The sequence below is a fragment of the Cryobacterium sp. MDB2-A-1 genome (assembly GCF_004402675.1).
Classification (GTDB): domain Bacteria; phylum Actinomycetota; class Actinomycetes; order Actinomycetales; family Microbacteriaceae; genus Cryobacterium; species Cryobacterium glucosi.
The window spans coordinates 155,363-171,698 of record NZ_SOFK01000010.1 but is presented as its reverse complement, the minus strand read 5'-3'; the positions used below and the strand labels follow the sequence as shown (position 1 = coordinate 171,698).

Sequence of the window (16,336 nt, the reverse complement as noted above, 5' to 3'; positions counted from 1 at the left end):
CCTGGAATGCGCGCCTGGCGACACCCCGACATCCCCGTCCTCCCCGGAAACTCCGAAGCACCGCACCTGTACGACACGGCGACGGAAGCACTCGTGCTCGCGGAACCGGTCGACGTCGCCCGGCTCTACGTCTGCGGGATCACGCCGTATGACGCGACGCATATCGGCCACGCGAACACCTACCTCGCCTTCGACACCCTCCAGCGGGTGTGGCTCGATGCCGGCTACCGCGTGCACTACGCACAGAACGTGACGGATGTCGACGACCCGCTCCTGGAGCGGGCGACGGCCACCGGCGTCGACTGGCGCGACCTCGCTGCGTCCCAGGTCGACCTGTTCCGCACGGACATGGAAGCCCTCGGCATCATCCCTCCGGACAACTACGTCGCCGTGACCGAGGTCATCGAAGAGGTTGCCGACGCGGTCGCCCAGCTCTGGGACGACGGTCTCGCATACGCCGTTGCCGTCGATGCCGCCGAGCTCTCGGACACCGCAGGTCCGGCGGAGGCCGCGGGCTCAGACATCTACTTCGATATCGCCGCCGCAGAGCGGGTGGCGCCCTGGCAGCTCGGCGACGAGAGCAACCTCGACCGCGAGCAGATGCTGACCCTGTTCGCCCAGCGTGGCGGCGATCCCGACCGTGCGGGAAAGCGCGACGCGCTCGACCCGCTGCTCTGGCGTGCCGCCCGGGTGGGCGAACCGGCCTGGGACTCGCGCGTCGGCGCCGGCCGTCCCGGCTGGCACATCGAATGTTCCGTGATCGCCCTCACCGAACTCGGCACAGACTTCACCGTTCAGGGCGGCGGCTCGGACCTGATCTTCCCGCACCACGACATGAGCGCCGGCCATGCGGCCGCCCTCTCGGGGCATCCGCTCGCCGGCGTGTACAGCCACACCGGCATGGTCGCATACCAGGGCGAGAAGATGAGCAAGTCGCTCGGCAACCTCGTGCTCGTTTCGGCGCTACGCGCCGGGGGCACCGACCCCCGGGCCATCCGCCTGGCCCTGCTCGCGCAGCACTATCGCAGCGACTGGGAATGGACCACCGACTCGCTCTCCGCCGCCGAGGCGCGCCTCGAGGCCTGGACGAGGGCCTTCGGTCGTGCCACCGGAGACGCGACGGCCGCCGCCGCCGATGGCAGGGTGGACGAAGACCTGGTCGACGACGTCAACACGGATGCCGTCGCGAACGCGGACGAGGTCATCGTCGCGCTGCGCGCAGCGCTCGTCAACGACCTCGACACCCCGGCCGCGCTGCGGATCCTGGACGCCGCCGCAGAAGCGGGCACGGCTGCGCCGGAACTGGTGGCCCTGGCCATCGACGCCCTGCTGGGCATCACCCTCTAGGTCGGCCGAGGGCTACGGCTGACGCGGCACGTCAGGACCCGGACGCCCGTCCGCGCGCCCGGACTGGCCGTCGCGACCGTCGCCGCGCTTACGGAGGTACTTCTCAAATTCCTGGGCGATCGCCTCGCCGCTCGCCTCCGGCGAGTCGACTGTGTCCCTGGCCTGCTCGAGCTGGTTGATGTACGCCGCCATCTCCTCGTCGTCTGCCGCGAGGGTGTCGATGCCGGTCTGCCATTCCTCGGCCTCGGTGACGAGGTCGCCGCGTGGGATGACCACGTCGATGATCTCCTCGAGCTTGTCGATCAGGGCGAGCATCGCCTTCGGCGACGGCGCGTTGTGCACGTAGTGGGGGACGGACGCCCAGATCGAGAGGGTCGGGATGCCGACGAGCTCTGCCGCGTGCGAGAGCACGCTCAGGATCCCGACGGGACCCTCGTAGCTGCTGCGCTCGATCTGCAGCTCGCTGCGCACCTCGGGGTTCTCGCTCGAGACAAAAATGGAGATGGGGCGCGTGTGCGGAACGTCCGCGAGCATGGCGCCGAGGAAGACGATTCCGCCGATGTCCGCAGCGAGGGCCGCGTCGAGCACCTCTGCGGTGAATCCCTTCCAGCTGCGGCTCGGCTCTGTGCCGAGCAGGAGGTAGATGTTGCCCGCATTGCTGCCGCTCACGCGCAGCTGTGCGTCGTCGGCGAGGGGCTCCCCGACGACGCCAGGCTCTGCAGGACCGAACAGGGTCGCGCCGGGCCATTCGAGCTGGCGGTGACCCTCGTCATCCGTGGAGATCGTCGGCCGGTTGAACTGGTAGTCGAAGTAGACCTCGGGGTCCACCTCGAAGAGGGAGGACACGTCGAGGAGGTCCCTGAGGATGCCAACGGCACCGGTCGCGGCCTCACCCGCGTCGTTCCAGCCTGCAAACGCCACCACAAGGAGGCGTCCGCCCAGGAATCCATTGCCATCTGTCACTGCGTGAAACCTCGATCTGCCGGGGCGCCCGGAAAAGCACCGTCAGTCAAGGATAAGCGGTGCCCCTTACACTTGGACCCTGTGAACCCGTTCCGTCCTCTTTCGCCCCTGCCCGCGGCCGTGCTGTGGGATATGGACGGCACGATCGTCGACTCGGAACCGTACTGGATGCGTGCCGAAACCGAGCTCGTCGAGAGCTTCGGCGGTGTCTGGACGCACAGTGATTGCATGCTTCTGGTCGGAAGCGGCCTGCTGGGCTCCGCGGCCATCCTGCAGGATCGCGGTGTCCGCCTCGACGCCGAAGTGATCGTCGACCGTCTGACCACGCGGGTCCAGGGCCTCCTCAGTGAGTTCGGTGCACCCTGGCGCCCCGGCGCCCTCGAGCTGATGACGGAGGTCAAGGCCGCGGGCATCCCGATGGCCCTCGTGACCATGTCGGAACACCGGATGGCGCAGCAGGTGTCCGACCAGGTCGGATTCGCCGCATTCGATGCGATCGTCGCCGGTGACATGGTCCTCCAGAGCAAACCGCACCCTGAGGCCTATCTCTCGGCCGCCCGGTTGCTGGGTGTCACCCCCGCCGACTGTGTTGCCGTCGAGGACTCCCTGCCCGGCATTGCGGCGGCCGTCGCCTCCGGCGCCGTTGTCATCGCGGTCCCGCACATGGTCGAGATCGAAGCGAGCGCCCGGTACGAACTGTGGCCGACCCTGCACGGACGCACGCTGGCCGGCGTCCACACTGTCTTTGCCGAGCGGCGCGCTGCCGTCGCCGAGGTACCCGCGCGGCCCGGTTCCGGCTCGCATCCGACCGAGGACGACATCCACGCATGAGCGACACCGACAACATGAGCGAAACCGGCACCATGAGCGCCGGCAACGGCATCACCCCGAACGGCGAATACACCCAGGTCATCCAGAGCAGCGGGCCCTTCCGGGTCGGCGATCGCGTGCAGCTCACCGGCCCCAAGAACAAGCTCAACACCATCACGCTCGAGCCGGGCAAGGTCTTCCACACCCACAGGGGAATCCTCGCGCACGACGACATCATCGGCCTGCCCGATGCATCCGTCGTCGTGAACAACGTCGGGGTCGAGCACCTCGCGCTGCGCCCGCTGCTCAACGACTTCGTGATGTCGATGCCGCGGGGAGCCGCGATCATCTACCCCAAGGATGCGGCCCAGATCCTCGCCCAGGCGGACATCTTCCCCGGTGCGACGGTCGTCGAGGCCGGGGTGGGCTCTGGTGCGCTGTCGCTGTGGCTGCTCCGCGCGATCGGGCCGGCCGGGCACCTCGCCTCCTTCGAACGCCGGGCGGAGTTCGCCGATGTCGCGAGGGACAACGTAGCGACCTTCCTCGGCGCCGACCCGACGAACTGGACGATCACCCTCGGGGACCTTGCAGACGCACTGCCGTCCGCGGTCCCCGACCAGACCGCCGACCGGGTCGTGCTCGACATGCTCGCCCCCTGGGAATGCCTCGAGGCCGTCTCCGCCGCCCTCAAGCCCGGCGGCGTGCTCCTCTGCTACGTCGCGACCGTGACCCAGCTCTCCCGGGTGGCCGAGGCCATCCGTGGAACCGGGTTCTACACGAACCCGGATTCGAACGAGACCATGGTGCGCGGCTGGCACGTCGAGGGTCTCGCGGTCCGCCCGGACCACCGCATGATCGGGCACACCGGGTTCCTGATCACGGCACGGCGTCTCGCCCCCGACACGATCCTGCCCGAGCTCAAGCGCCGGCCCTCCAAGACCGACTTCTCGGATGCGGATGTCGAGGCTTGGACCCCTGGCGCACTCGGCGAACGCAGTGTGAGCGGAAAGGTCATGCGCAAGCGGGTCCGGATCGCGGAGGCCGGCGCAGCCACCTCCAAGGCCAGAGGCCTCGACGGTCGGGGCCCGGCCATCGTCGCTGCGCCCCTCGACCTGCACGGAACCGCCGAGACCACGGCCGACACCACGGCCGACACCACGGCCGACGCCGGTTAGGATAGGCTCCGGCCGTGTTCGGCCTCCCGACTGTGGGCGCCAGAGGGCGCCGCACGCTGAACGTCCCACACTGAAATGAGATCCTGTGCGTAGAGCTTCTGCCCTCATTGCGACTGCCGGCCTGCTGCTTGCCGCCCTCACCGGGTGCAGCAGCAGTGCGGATGCCGCGTCGAGCTGCGTCGCACCGATCAGCGATGGCGCCGCCTCGAAGCTCGTCACGGTCAGCGACAACCTCGGCGCCGTTCCGAAGGTCGACTTCCCGACCCCGCTCATGACGGGGACGACCCAGGGCAGGGTCATCGTCCCCGGCTCCGGCGACAGGCTTGTCACCGGCCAGCAGGCGAAGATCGAACTGAACGTCTACAACGGGACGACGGGCTCACCGATCCAGGTCAGCAAGTACGACAGCACGAGCGCGAACGTGCTCACCCTCAACGACCAGACCATCAAGGGCATCACCGACGGGCTCGCCTGCGCGCAGGCCGGCTCGCGCATCGCCGTCGTCGTCTCCCCGGACGACGCGTTCGGACCCCAGGGCGGCAACTCCACCCTCGGGATCGCCGCGACGGACTCCCTTGTCTTCGTGATCGACGTTGTGAAGACCTACCTGCTCCGGGCGAACGGTGCCGACCAGACTCCGGTCAACGGCCTTCCCGCCGTCGTGCTCGACGCCAACGGCACCCCCGGGATCACGATCCCGGGCGGCACGCCGCCGGCCGACCTTCAGGTCGCCGTCCTGAAGAAGGGCACCGGCGACACCGTCAAGGAGGGCGACACGGTCACCGTGCACTACACCGGCGTCCTCTGGGCGGAGAAGAAGGTCTTCGACTCCAGCTGGACGAAGGGCGCGCCGGCACAGCTCCTCGCCGTCGACGGCTCGAAGACCCAGGGTGGCGTCGTCCCCGGCTTCGCGACCGCGATCATCGGACAGACCGTGGGCTCGCAGATCCTCACCGTTGTCCCGCCCGCGAAGGGCTACGGAGACGCAGCGCAGGGAACCATCCCGGCCGGCTCCACCCTCGTCTTCGTCATCGACATCCTCGGCATCGGCTAGCCACACCGCTCCACTGCCGCACGCGTCACCCTCCGTTCACGAGAGCGAGGGTGCCGCGTGCTTTCGGGTGACCGGCCCGTGCTTTCGCCGGTGAGCCGGGTCTTCATGGATGCCCCACGAATCTCTGGTCAGGACCACGCGGCCGCCTGGGGCCGCGTGGGGTCGCCTGAGTGTGTCGAATTCAGGAGATGCTTGCGGCCGGGTGGGGGGCGTCCGCACTGGTCCGCGGGCCGGTATTGCCCGCCCGGGCGGATCTCCTGAATTCGGTACCACGGGCAGGAGAATCAACCGTCTTCAGGTGTGAAAGTGGAAATATGAAGCGCAAAATTATGTGAGCAAGTCTCGTCTTTGTCTTCGATTCGGGGTAGAATCGGGGTATGGCAGGAGCTTCAGATCCCCAGTCACACACCCCGCAGGCCCACGATTCAGTGGCCGCGGGTGATCAGCCCACCATGGGTGCCGAAGGTTTCGAGGGTGCTGAAGGTCTGGCGGGGTCGGTGCCGTCGGTGTATGCGGATGCTGTCGCAAGGCTCGCCGAAGCCCAGGCGGTTCTCGCAGACGCCCTGGCGGCGATCCCGCTGGGGCTGCTCGGCGACAGAGAAGCGGTGACGGCGCTGAGCACCGTGGAGGCGATCGGGCGGACGGTGGATGCGGCCCGGGTGAGCACGGCGACGGATGTGGACCGGAGGGCCCGGGTGCTCGGCCGGGAGGGTCTGGCCTGGCGGATGGGCTGCACGGGCCCGTGGGATGTCCTCACCCGGGTGACGCGGGTGTCGGCCCGGGAGGTGAAGCGGCGCACGAAGCTCGGCGACGCGGTGTTGCCGCGGCCGTGCGGCGGGAGCAGCTGGTTACCGCCCTTGTTCCCGACGGTCGGGGCCGCCCTGGCAGCGGGGGAGATCGGGGTGGAGACGGCGGAGTTGATCGTGGCGGGGCTGCAGGTGATCAGTCACCGGGTGGCGCCGGATGACCTGCTCACGGCGGAGCGGGCCCTGGTCGCCTCTGCGGCGGGGCTGATCACCCCGGAGACCGAGGATTTGGCCGGGGCAGGTGTCCCGGTGACGACGGACTTGATCCGGGGCATGGTCGCGCAGTGGCAGGCGGCCCTGGACCCCGACGGGGTCCTCCCAACCGAGGACCTGTTCGAGGCAAAGTCCAACATCGGCTTCGGACAACTCAAGAACGGGCTCTACCCCGTCAAGGGCGGAGTCACGCCGGAACTCTACGGGGTGATGAACACCCTCTTCGACGCCTTCCTGAGCTTCCACGCCCGCCCGGCGTTCCCCACCGCCGAGGAACAGGCCCTGATGGACTCGGGGCAGATGATCCCCGGCGCCGAGACCGCGGGCACCGACGCCGACACGGGCCCGGAGCTGGACGTGATCGAAGCGGACCTCCGGGAGCGGCGCGCGGACACCCGCACGGGCGGGGAGAAACGCGCGGACATCCTCCGGGCGTTGTTCGAACACGCCGCCCGGGACGAGGACACCCCGTCGATGGGCGGGTCGGCGCCGACGGTGATGGTGCACGTGAACGCTGCGGACCTCGCCTCGGGGGTCGGGGTGGGGTGGATCGACGGCGTCGAGGCCCCCGTGTCTTTGAAGACGGTGCACCAGCGCATCTGCGACGGCGGCTTCCAAGGGGTCCTGTTCGGGGCGAACAACGAAGTGCTCAAGCTCGGGCCGGAACGGCGCTATTTCAACCGGGCCCAGCGCCGGGCGATTACTGCCCGGGACGGCGGCTGCATCATTCCCGGGTGCAAAGCCCCGGCGCACTGGGCCGAAGTACACCACGTGAAGCCCTGGGCCCAGGACGGCCCGACGACCGTCGACAACGGTGTCTTACTCTGCTGGTTCCACCACCACAGCATCGATACCTCCGGGTGGGAGATCCGGATGGTGAAAGGCTCACCACAAGTCCGGGCCCCCGGACTCATCGACCCGCAACGACTCTGGCGGCCACCGAACCGGCACCGCGCCCACCAGATCCTCACCGGACCGCCCAACCGCCCATGACCAGTGACCCGGGCAACGAGTCGCCTCCGCTTCTCGTTCCGCGACACGGGCGGTGTGCCGGCGCTCGGTTAGACTCACGGGGTGTCGACGACCCCCGAACCGATCAACCGCGTCACGGTTGAAGAACGCCTGTTCAGCCTCGTGCTGGCCCTGATAGCGACCGAAATCGGCCTCACGAAGGCCGACATCCTCTCGACCGTTCAGGGCTACCGGCAGCGCTACGTGCACAGCGGCGACAATGCGAGCCTGGAACGGCAGTTCGAGCGGGACAAGGACGACATCCGCGAACTCGGAATCCCGCTCGAGACCGTCGAACAGCCCGACGATCCCGGCAATAACCGGTACCTGCGCTACCGGATCCCCAAGGGGCTCTACGAACTTCCGACCGACGTGTCCTTCTCCGGTGACGAACTGATGCTGCTCAAGCTCGCCGCGACCGTGTGGCGCGAGGGATCGCTCTCGGCGGAGTCCCGGCGCGCCCTGACCAAGCTCAACGCGCTCGGCGGAGCGGACGGCGACCCCGTGCTCGGGTACGCCCCGACCCTCCGGGTCCGCGACGCGTCCTTCGAACCGCTCAGCAAGGCCATGGACCGCGCGCACGTGGTCTCCTTCCTCTACCTCAAGCCCGGCGAGGCGGCGCCCCGGCGCCGTCAGGTGGCGCCGCGCGCCGTCGTCCAGCACGAAAGCCGTTGGCACCTGTTCGGTACCGACCTCGACGCCGGGGCGACCCGCACGTTCCTGCTGTCCCGCATCGTCGGACCGGTCGTGGTCGTCCCCGACCTGGTCGCACCCGAATCCGGGCCGGACGCCGGCCAGACCGCCCTCGCCGAACTCGATGCGCTCTCCGCGGCCAACGTCGCTGAGATCGAGGTCCTCCCGGGCAGCGATGCCGCGGTGCGTCTCGGCAAACGGGCGGCGGATGCCTCCGGCGGCGCCCAGCCGATCGCGGCACTCGTCCTGCACTACACGGACCTCAACATCCTCGCGGACGAGCTTTCCGGGTTCGGGCCCGAGGTCCTCGTGCTCTCCCCGCCGGCCCTCCGGGACGCCGTGCTCGACCGGCTGCTCCGCGTCCGCGACGCCCATGAGCCGCTCGAGGTGCGTTCATGACCCCCCGCGTGCCCCTCGGCGCCCCCGACAAACTCACATTCCTGCTCTCGCTCGTTCCCTATCTCATCGACCACGACGGCATCAGCGTCACGGTCGTCGCCGCTCACTTCGGCGTCGCGCCAGAGCGGGTGCGCGACGCGGTCACCCTCATCGCCGTTTCCGGGGTGCCCGGAGACACGAGCCAGTACCTGCCAGGGGATCTCTTCGACATCGAGTGGGGCCAGTTCGAGGCCGACGACACGATCGTGCTGACCCACCTCGTGGCGATCGAGGACTCGCCACGGTTCTCCGCCCGCGAGGCCGCCGCGCTCATCGCAGGACTGCAATACCTCTCCTCGCTTCCCGAGAACGCCGACCGGGATGCGATCGCATCCTTGATGGCCAAGCTCAGCCGGAGCGCCACCGCCGCGCCGAGCCAGCTCGCTGTATCCGCTCGTACCTCGGGAGACGCCATCTCCCTCATCCAGTCCGCACTGCGCTCCGGCGTCCAGGTCAGGTTCGACTACCTGAACGCCCGCGGCGGGCAGGAAGAACGCTACGTCGACCCGCTCCGCGTCGAATCCGTCGACCGGGACTGGTACCTGCGCGGCTGGTGCCACCTGCGCGGAGCCGTCCGGACGTTCCGGCTCGACCGGATGAGCGCCCTCACCGTCACCGATCGCCCCGTGACGAGCCGCACAGAGGAACTCGTGCTGCCGGAGACCCTGTTCCAGGGCTCCGAATCCGACCTGGACGTCGTCGTGGAGCTCGCTGCCGGTGCGCTGCCGCTCCTGGGCGACTACCTCTCCGGCCGCCCGGTCCAGCACCTCGCGGGTGACCGGGTCAGGGCGACCCTGCGTGTCTCGCACTACCACGCACTCAAACGCCTCGTCGCGGGTCTCTCCGGGGTCGTGACCGTCGTCGAGCCCGCCGCCGCTCGCGAGATCGTGCGCGCGTGGGCGGATGCCGGCGCGGCACGGTATTCGGAGCCTGCGGCATCCAGTACACCGGCAGGGCCGGGGGAGTAGCCGATGCCGTGGTGGAGTTGGCTCCTGATCTGGACCGGCCTGGTGCTCGTCCTCCTCGGCATGCTGGCCTGGTTCGCCGTCATGCTCTTCCGGAAGCTGATGGCGCTCGCGGATGCAGTCGGCGCGCTCGGTGACCTCGTCGGGGAACTCGACACGGACCCGGCCGAGGAGACACGGCCGCCGCGGCGTCCTGCGATCTTCGCGGACGTGAACGAACTCGCCCTGACCGTCGACCTGCACCGCACCGCGCGTGAACGCTCCAGGCAGGAACGGCGCGATCGTCGGATCGCCAGAGGTAAGCTGTTGCAACACGGCCCGATCGTTAGACCAGACCCACCGATGAAGAGGACACGCCCTCATGCTTAACAACCTGACCGGATGGCACTTCCTGATCATCCTTGTCATCGTTCTGCTGCTCTTCGGTGCGCCCAAGCTTCCCGCACTCGCGCGCAGCCTCGGCCAGTCGATGAAGATCTTCAAGAGTGAGATCCGCAGCGATGAGCCCGCTGAGACGAAGAGCGCACCGGGGACGGACTCCGCCCCGGGAGCCGACGCGCCCGATCCGACGACAAAGCCGTAACCTCCGTGCCTGGGCGCACTCCTCGGCGCACGAACTCCGACGGGAAGATGTCCCTCGGACAGCATCTGCTCGAGCTGCGGAAACGCCTCTTCCTCGCGGCAGCCGGAATACTCGTCGGCGCCGTGATCGGCTATTTCCTGTCCGATTTCGTGTGGAACGCCCTCAGGGAGCCGATTTACACGATCGCGTCGGCACAGGGGCGCAGCGCGCAGCTGAACTACCCGGACATCACGAGCGCCTTCGACCTCAAGCTCAAGATCTCCGTCTACGTCGGAATCGTCATCTCGAGCCCGATGTGGCTGTACCAGGTCTTCGCGTTCCTGATGCCCGGACTGACCCGAACCGAGAAGCGTTACACCTTCGGCTTCTTCTTCACCGCGGTGCCGCTGTTCCTGGCGGGCTGTGCCGCCGGCTTCTACGTCCTGCCGCACGTCGTTGAACTCATGACGGGCTTCGCACCGTCACAGGACGCCGCGCTCATCACCGCTCAGAGCTATTTCGATTTCGTGCTGAAACTCGTCGTCGCGATCGGGATCGCATTTGTGCTGCCCGTCTTCATCGTGCTGCTGAACTTCGCCGGGGTGATCAGTGCGCAGTCGATCATCAAGTCCTGGCGGGTCGCCATCCTCGTGATCATCCTTTTCACCGCGATCGCGACCCCCGCCGCTGACGTCGTGTCGATGTTCCTCCTCGCCATCCCCATGGTGGTGCTGTACTTCGCCGCGTACGGGGTGGCCGTGCTGCACGACCGGCGTGCCGCCCGGCGCGCCCTCGCATTCGAACAGGAGCTGGCGCTCTAGGCGTCGACCATGACCTCTCTCCAGACCCCGGCCGAGCCGACGCCGGCCGAGCGCTTCGCAGCGGCCCGCGACCGGGCGAGCCGCCCCAGGCTCTCAGCTTTCCGAGCCGGCCTCCGGTTCGACCTCGACCCGTTCCAGATCGCCGCCTGCGCCTCCCTCGAGGACGGCAACAGCGTCCTCGTGGCGGCACCGACCGGAGCGGGCAAGACCCTGATCGCGGAGTTCGCTATCTACCTGGCGATGAAGCAGTCGACCAAAAAGGTCTTCTACACCGCCCCGATGAAGGCGCTCAGCAACCAGAAGTTCCAGGAGCTCGTCGCCGAGTACGGGGCGGACGAAGTCGGCCTCCTCACCGGCGACACCAACGTGAACCCGCAGGCCCGGATCGTCGTCATGACGACCGAGGTGCTGCGCAACATGCTCTACGCGGACTCCGACCTGCTCACCAACCTCGCCTTCGTGGTGCTCGACGAAGTGCACTTCCTCGCCGACCGGTTCCGCGGCGCCGTCTGGGAAGAGGTCATCATCCACCTGCCCCAGAACGTGCGGATGGTGTCGCTGAGTGCGACCGTGTCCAACGCGGAGGAGTTCGGCGACTGGCTGCAGGCCGTCCGCGGCGAGACCGACGTCATCGTCTCCGAGGAACGGCCCGTGCCGCTCGAGCAGCACGTGCTCGTCAAGAGCAAGATGCTCGACCTGTTCGACGCTGCGGGTGCCGCGGGAACCCACCGGGTGAACCCGGAACTGGTCCGCCTCGCCCAGGGCGCCGGCCGCGGGGTCTCCGTCCGCCAGGACGGCAGGCACGGGGGCAACCGCGGCCGCGCGCAGCCCCCGCGTTCGACCTTCGAACCGGGCAGGATGGACAGAGCCGAGATCGTCCGGCTCCTCGGCGGCAAGCATCTGCTCCCCGCCATCTTCTTCATCTTCAGCAGGGTCGGCTGCGACCAGGCGGTCAACCAGGTCCTGCGGGCAGGCGTCCGCCTGACCGATGCCGCGGAACGGGCCGAGATCCGTGCGATCGTCGACGAACGCTGCCGCACCCTGCTTGACGAGGACCTCGGCGTGCTCGGCTACTTCGAATGGCTCGACGGTCTCGAACGCGGCGTCGCCGCCCACCATGCCGGCATGCTCCCCGCCTTCAAGGAGGTCGTCGAGGAACTCTTCCAGAAGAAGCTCGTCAAAGCGGTCTTCGCGACGGAGACCCTCGCCCTCGGGATCAACATGCCCGCGCGAACCGTCGTCCTCGACAAGCTCGAGAAGTTCAACGGCGAGGCCCGGGTCCCGATCACGCCGGGGGAGTACACCCAGCTCACCGGCCGCGCCGGCCGCCGCGGCATCGACGTCGAAGGCCACTCGGTCATCCAGTGGGCCTCAGGGCTCGACCCGCAGACCGTCGCATCGCTCGCCTCCCGGCGCACGTACCCGCTCAATTCGAGCTTCAAGCCGACCTACAACATGGCCGTGAACCTGATCGACCAGTTCGGCCGTGACCGCACCCGCACGGTCCTGGAATCCTCATTCGCCCAGTTCCAGGCCGACAGGGCTGTCGTCGACATGGCCAGGGCCGTCCGCCAGCAGGAGGAATCCCTCACGGGCTTCGCCGCCTCGATGGTCTGCCACCTCGGAGACTTCACCGAGTACTCGGCGATCCGCCGCCGGCTCACCGAGGTCGAACGCGAGACGCTCACGGGGGAGACCGGCGCCCGCGCGGCGAAGGAACGCCGCCAGCGCGAGCTCGCGAGCCTCCGGAAGCGGCTGCGCGCGCATCCGTGCCACAACTGCCCCGAGCGCGAGTCGCACGCCCGCTGGGCGCAGCGGTGGTGGAAACTGCGTCGGGAAACGGATGCCCTCACCAAGCAGATCACGACCCGCACGGGAGCCGTCGCCCGCGTCTTCGACCGCGTCACCGAGGTCCTCCTCGGTTACGGCTACCTGCTCGAAGACCGGGACGGTGCGGTGACCCTGAGCGAGAGCGGCCTCATCCTCCGGCGGATCTATGCCGACAGGGACCTGCTCGTCGCCGAGTCCCTGCGCCGCGGCTTGTGGAACGACCTCGACCCGGCCGGACTCGCGGCGATGGCCTGCGCCCTCGTCTTCGAACCAAGACGCGAAGAGGGACTGATCGACGAGCGCTACTTGCCGCGGGGCCCGTTCCGCGCAGCCCTGCACGACACCCAGGAGCTCTGGAGCCGCCTCGACGACCTCGAACGGGACCACCAGCTGCCTGGCAGTAACCCGCTCGCGGTCGGACTCAGCCTTGCCATGTGGAAATGGGCCCGTGACGGCTCGCTCATCGACGTCCTCGACGAGGCCGAAATGGCCGCGGGGGACTTCGTACGCTGGACCAAGCAGACCATCGACCTCCTTGATCAGCTGTCCGTCGTCGCCGATGCCCCGGTCGGCGCGACAGCCCGGATCGCGCTCGATGCCATTCGACGCGGCATCGTCGCATACTCGTCGTTCGCCTAGGCCGTGCAGATGAGTGTCGTGCAGGCGGGTGTCGTGCCGGTGAGTGTCGTGCCGGTGAGTGTCGCCCCGGTGAACCGTGTCGACGTACAGGTGAACCGCGTCGGGAGGTCCGCGGACCGCGGGGACTTCCGCCTGCCGCTCCCGGCCGCCCTGGTGCTGGCAGCGGGCGCGGGCGCCATCCTCGACGGCGGGTTCCCCGACCGCTCCTGGTGGATCCTCGCTCCGGTCGGCGTACTGCTGATGTTCCTCGCCCTGCTCGGCCGCCGGCCGGGACCGGCGCTTCTGGTCGGCATGGTCGCCGGACTGTCCTTCTGGCTGATCCACATCAGCTGGATCACCCTCTACCTCGGCCCGGTGCCCTGGCTCGCCCTCGGCGGACTCGAGGCGATCTTCTTCGGCGTCGGGCTGTGGCTCATCGCCGTGGTCCTCAACCGCGGACCGCTGGCCTGGCCGACCCGATGGGGACGCCTGGGCATGGTTCCGCTGGTCGTGGCCGGCCTCTGGACGGCGCGTGAGGCGATTTCCGCGGTCTGGCCGTACGGCGGCTTCGCCTGGGGCCGCGTGGCGATCTCGCAGTCGGAGAGTCCGTTTGCCGGCCTCGTCGCCTGGGTCGGGATGTCCGGGCTCACCTTCCTGATCGTCTGGCTGAGTGCCCTCGCGCTGCAGCTGCTGCGTGAGGTGGGCTGGGGCGTGCTGGCCAGGTGGACCGTGCTCACGGCATCCGTCGCCCTGCTCCTCCTCGTGCCGGCGGTGTCCATCGCCCAGTCGGGGGAGGCCAGGATCGCCGCCGTCCAGGGCGCTTCCGATGCCGGGCTCTTTGCGCGGTATTCGCCGGGGCAGATCCTCGCCGACCACACGTCAGCCACCCTCCCGCTCGTCGGGCAGCCGGTCGACTTCGTCGTGTGGCCGGAGAACGGCAGTGACATCGACCCGACCCGGTCGCAGGACGCCGCCGACGTCCTCGACTACGTCAGCCGCGCGATGGTGGCCCCGCTCATCACGGGAACGATCACGTACCGGGACGGCAAGTACTACAACACGAGCCTGCTCTGGAAGGCGGGGGAGGGCGTCACAGCGCTCTACGACAAGGTCCACCCGGTACCGTTCGCAGAATACATGCCTGATCGGGCATTTTGGCGCCCCTTTGCCCCGGAGTTGATCGACCTGATCTCGCGGGACTACCAGCTCGGCACCCAGCCGAACGTCTTCGACGTCAACGGGATCCTGGCCGGCATCGCGATCTGCTTCGACATCGCAGACGACCAGCTGGTTCACCAGATGATCGACTCCGGGGCCACGGTCATCCTGGCGCAGACCAACAACGCCGACTTCGGGCACACGGACGAGAGCGTCCAGCAGCTCGCGATCGCCCGTCTGCGCGCAATCGAGGCCGGGCGGACCGTCGTCAATATTTCGACGGTCGGGTCGAGCGCCATCATCGCGCCCGACGGCCACACGATGGACAGCCTGCCGACGTGGGTGCCAGGGGCCATGGTGCAGACCGTTCCGCTCAGCACGACGCTGACCCCCGCGATGGTTGCCGGTCGGGGCATCGAGTGGCTTGTCTCCGGGCTCGGACTCGCGGGGCTCGTCTTCTGCCTGTTCTTCGCGCCGTCCGCCCGGAGCGATGCGCGCCGGCGTGCAGAGGTGGCATCGATCCGGCCGGTTAACGCAGAACGCACCCGACGGAATCGGGTGCGTGCGTAGTGTCTGCTCGGTGTCAGGCGCCGATCTTCTGCTGGCCGCGACGTGCGCGGAGGAACGCGAGGCGCTCCTGCAACAGTTCCTCGAGCTCGGGACGGGTGCGACGTTCCAGGAGCATGTCCCAGTGTGTGCGCGGTACCTTCTCGGCCGAGTGATCGACGATGACGGGCTTGGAATCGACGAGCCGGGTGGCCGTCTGGGAACAGAACCGGCATTCCCACTCGTCGGGGGCTTCCGCCTCCGCCGAAAAGATCATCACCGTCTCTCGTGAGCACGTTGCACACAGGTATGTGTGACTAACTCGTGGTGAAAAGGTTACGCCCTCTTCGCTTTGAAGGCTTTGTGCGCCCAACCTCATGCCACGCAAACTGCGATCCGCCATTGTGTGGTCTCCTCTCGCGATGCAACTCTCAGTTATAAACCGTCAAGCTGGGCGTTATCTTTCCGTTATGCCCCTACTCGGTGATAACTCTCAGTTTCGGAAGTGGGATTTATGGCATGCCGGGCGTGTCGCGGGCTGTTCCGCGGTCGGTTCCACGGTCGGATCTGCGGTCCACGAGCGCGGCGGCGAGGTCTGGTCGGTCGGTGACAAGGCCGTCGACACCGGTGTCCAGCAGTCGTTCCATGGCGGCGGGGTCGTTGACCGTCCAGACGTGAACCTCGACGCCCGCCGAGTGGATGGCCCTTACGAAGTGGGGTGTCACCACTCGCAGCACTGATGCCGTCTCCGGAACCTGGACCGCAACGCATCCGTTGAGAACGCGTCGCAGCAGCGCCCTGTTCCCGAGCCGCGCGGCGACAACGGACTGAGCCACAACCGGCGCGGACGCGCTCGACGCGACTCCGGGAAGGAGCCGGAGCGTCTTCCTGCGTCGTTCCTCGGAGAACGAGGTCACCAGGACCCGCCCGGTCGCTCCCGCCGCAAGGACGGCGGCCGCCGTCGCGGCAATGGCGCCCTCGGATTTCACGTCGAGGTTGAACAGCGCCTCCGGGAAGGCCTCGAGGGCTTCCGTCAGTGAGGAGAAGGACTGGCCGTAGCCGAGGTCGATCCGCTGCAGTTCGGCGATACGCAGCTCCTCGAGCGGGATGTCCAACTCGGGCAGTGCCAGACTCGCGTCATGACTGAGCACGGCGACCCCGTCACGGGAGGCGTGCACGTCGGTCTCCAGGTGGGTCGCGCCGTGCTCGAGCGCGTGCCGGAAGGCGAGGACCGTGTTCTCGGGGGCGTTCAGTGCGAGGCCGCGGTGCGCGAAAATGCGCGGGGGCGACCCGGCCAGGAATGCAGGGGGGCCGCCCGAAACCACG

Annotated in this window: 15 protein-coding genes; 12 read left to right on the top strand and 3 right to left on the bottom strand. The window is 68.3% G+C overall.

Annotated features, from left to right (window positions below):
• Nucleotides 1–6 precede the first annotated feature (6 nt).
• Complete coding sequence (gene mshC / locus E3O39_RS02125) at nt 7–1,347, top strand: cysteine--1-D-myo-inosityl 2-amino-2-deoxy-alpha-D-glucopyranoside ligase (protein ID WP_134446570.1); 1,341 nt, start codon at nt 7–9, stop codon at nt 1,345–1,347.
• 12 nt (nt 1,348–1,359) lie between these two features.
• Here mshC and E3O39_RS02120 read toward each other — a convergent pair whose 3' ends face one another.
• Nucleotides 1,360–2,310, bottom strand: a complete 951-nt coding sequence (locus E3O39_RS02120) for a PAC2 family protein (RefSeq protein WP_134446569.1) — start codon at nt 2,308–2,310, stop codon at nt 1,360–1,362.
• Between the two features lie 81 nt (nt 2,311–2,391).
• Between E3O39_RS02120 and E3O39_RS02115 the strand changes: the two genes are divergently transcribed.
• The 11 genes from E3O39_RS02115 to lnt all read left to right on the top strand — a co-directional run bounded on the left by E3O39_RS02115 (nt 2,392) and on the right by lnt (nt 15,034).
• Nucleotides 2,392–3,141, top strand: a complete 750-nt coding sequence (locus tag E3O39_RS02115; protein WP_255454103.1) for an HAD family phosphatase — start codon at nt 2,392–2,394, stop codon at nt 3,139–3,141.
• A gap of 32 nt (nt 3,142–3,173) precedes the next feature.
• On the top strand, nt 3,174–4,295 hold the full coding sequence (locus tag E3O39_RS02110; RefSeq protein ID WP_134446622.1) for a tRNA (adenine-N1)-methyltransferase: 1,122 nt from the start codon (nt 3,174–3,176) through the stop codon (nt 4,293–4,295).
• Nucleotides 4,296–4,380: 85 nt separating this feature from the next.
• A complete protein-coding gene (locus E3O39_RS02105; protein WP_134446568.1) occupies nt 4,381–5,349 on the top strand; it encodes an FKBP-type peptidyl-prolyl cis-trans isomerase in 969 nt (322 codons plus the stop codon).
• A 377-nt stretch (nt 5,350–5,726) separates the two neighbouring features.
• Nucleotides 5,727–7,361: an HNH endonuclease signature motif containing protein gene (locus E3O39_RS02100; RefSeq protein WP_134446567.1), complete on the top strand. Its 1,635-nt coding sequence runs from the start codon at nt 5,727–5,729 to the stop codon at nt 7,359–7,361.
• Nucleotides 7,362–7,442: 81 nt separating this feature from the next.
• Entirely contained in the window at nt 7,443–8,471 is a 1,029-nt protein-coding gene (locus E3O39_RS02095) for a YafY family protein (RefSeq protein ID WP_241984946.1), read from the top strand.
• On the top strand, nt 8,468–9,478 hold the full coding sequence (locus E3O39_RS02090) for a YafY family protein (RefSeq protein WP_134446566.1): 1,011 nt from the start codon (nt 8,468–8,470) through the stop codon (nt 9,476–9,478). The genes E3O39_RS02095 and E3O39_RS02090 overlap by 4 nt, the downstream gene beginning before the upstream one ends.
• Nucleotides 9,479–9,481: 3 nt before the next feature.
• Nucleotides 9,482–9,844: a hypothetical protein gene (locus E3O39_RS02085; RefSeq protein WP_134446565.1), complete on the top strand. Its 363-nt coding sequence runs from the start codon at nt 9,482–9,484 to the stop codon at nt 9,842–9,844.
• Nucleotides 9,837–10,058, top strand: coding sequence for a twin-arginine translocase TatA/TatE family subunit (gene tatA, locus E3O39_RS02080; RefSeq protein ID WP_134446564.1), 222 nt, complete (start codon nt 9,837–9,839; stop codon nt 10,056–10,058). Before E3O39_RS02085 ends, tatA begins: the two co-directional genes overlap by 8 nt.
• Before the next feature lie 47 nt (nt 10,059–10,105).
• The gene (gene tatC, locus E3O39_RS02075) at nt 10,106–10,858 is read left to right on the top strand and encodes a twin-arginine translocase subunit TatC (protein ID WP_134446563.1); all 753 of its coding nucleotides are present in this window, start codon (nt 10,106–10,108) and stop codon (nt 10,856–10,858) included.
• Nucleotides 10,859–10,867: 9 nt separating this feature from the next.
• On the top strand, nt 10,868–13,327 hold the full coding sequence (locus E3O39_RS02070; RefSeq protein ID WP_134446562.1) for an RNA helicase: 2,460 nt from the start codon (nt 10,868–10,870) through the stop codon (nt 13,325–13,327).
• 9 nt (nt 13,328–13,336) lie between these two features.
• A complete protein-coding gene (gene lnt / locus E3O39_RS02065; RefSeq protein ID WP_134446561.1) occupies nt 13,337–15,034 on the top strand; it encodes an apolipoprotein N-acyltransferase in 1,698 nt (565 codons plus the stop codon).
• A 13-nt stretch (nt 15,035–15,047) separates the two neighbouring features.
• Here lnt and E3O39_RS02060 read toward each other — a convergent pair whose 3' ends face one another.
• Nucleotides 15,048–15,413, bottom strand: a complete 366-nt coding sequence (locus E3O39_RS02060; RefSeq protein ID WP_134446560.1) for an RNA polymerase-binding protein RbpA — start codon at nt 15,411–15,413, stop codon at nt 15,048–15,050.
• 109 nt (nt 15,414–15,522) lie between these two features.
• Nucleotides 15,523–16,335: a glycerophosphodiester phosphodiesterase family protein gene (locus E3O39_RS02055; protein WP_134446559.1), complete on the bottom strand. Its 813-nt coding sequence runs from the start codon at nt 16,333–16,335 to the stop codon at nt 15,523–15,525.
• Between the last annotated feature and the right edge of the window lies 1 nt (nt 16,336).

What these genes read in the sequence shown, in the direction of transcription:
- tatC (WP_134446563.1), top strand. Translation starts at nt 10,106, where the DNA reads ATGTCCCTCGGACAGCATCTGCTCGAGCTGCGGAAACGCCTCTTCCTC.
- tatA (WP_134446564.1), top strand. Translation starts at nt 9,837, where the DNA reads ATGCTTAACAACCTGACCGGATGGCACTTCCTGATCATCCTTGTCATC.
- E3O39_RS02100 (WP_134446567.1), top strand. Translation starts at nt 5,727, where the DNA reads ATGGCAGGAGCTTCAGATCCCCAGTCACACACCCCGCAGGCCCACGAT.
- E3O39_RS02060 (WP_134446560.1), bottom strand. Translation starts at nt 15,413, where the DNA reads ATGGCGGATCGCAGTTTGCGTGGCATGAGGTTGGGCGCACAAAGCCTT.
- mshC (WP_134446570.1), top strand. Translation starts at nt 7, where the DNA reads ATGCGCGCCTGGCGACACCCCGACATCCCCGTCCTCCCCGGAAACTCC.
- E3O39_RS02110 (WP_134446622.1), top strand. Translation starts at nt 3,174, where the DNA reads ATGAGCGCCGGCAACGGCATCACCCCGAACGGCGAATACACCCAGGTC.
- E3O39_RS02085 (WP_134446565.1), top strand. Translation starts at nt 9,482, where the DNA reads ATGCCGTGGTGGAGTTGGCTCCTGATCTGGACCGGCCTGGTGCTCGTC.
- lnt (WP_134446561.1), top strand. Translation starts at nt 13,337, where the DNA reads ATGAGTGTCGTGCAGGCGGGTGTCGTGCCGGTGAGTGTCGTGCCGGTG.
- E3O39_RS02090 (WP_134446566.1), top strand. Translation starts at nt 8,468, where the DNA reads ATGACCCCCCGCGTGCCCCTCGGCGCCCCCGACAAACTCACATTCCTG.
- E3O39_RS02070 (WP_134446562.1), top strand. Translation starts at nt 10,868, where the DNA reads ATGACCTCTCTCCAGACCCCGGCCGAGCCGACGCCGGCCGAGCGCTTC.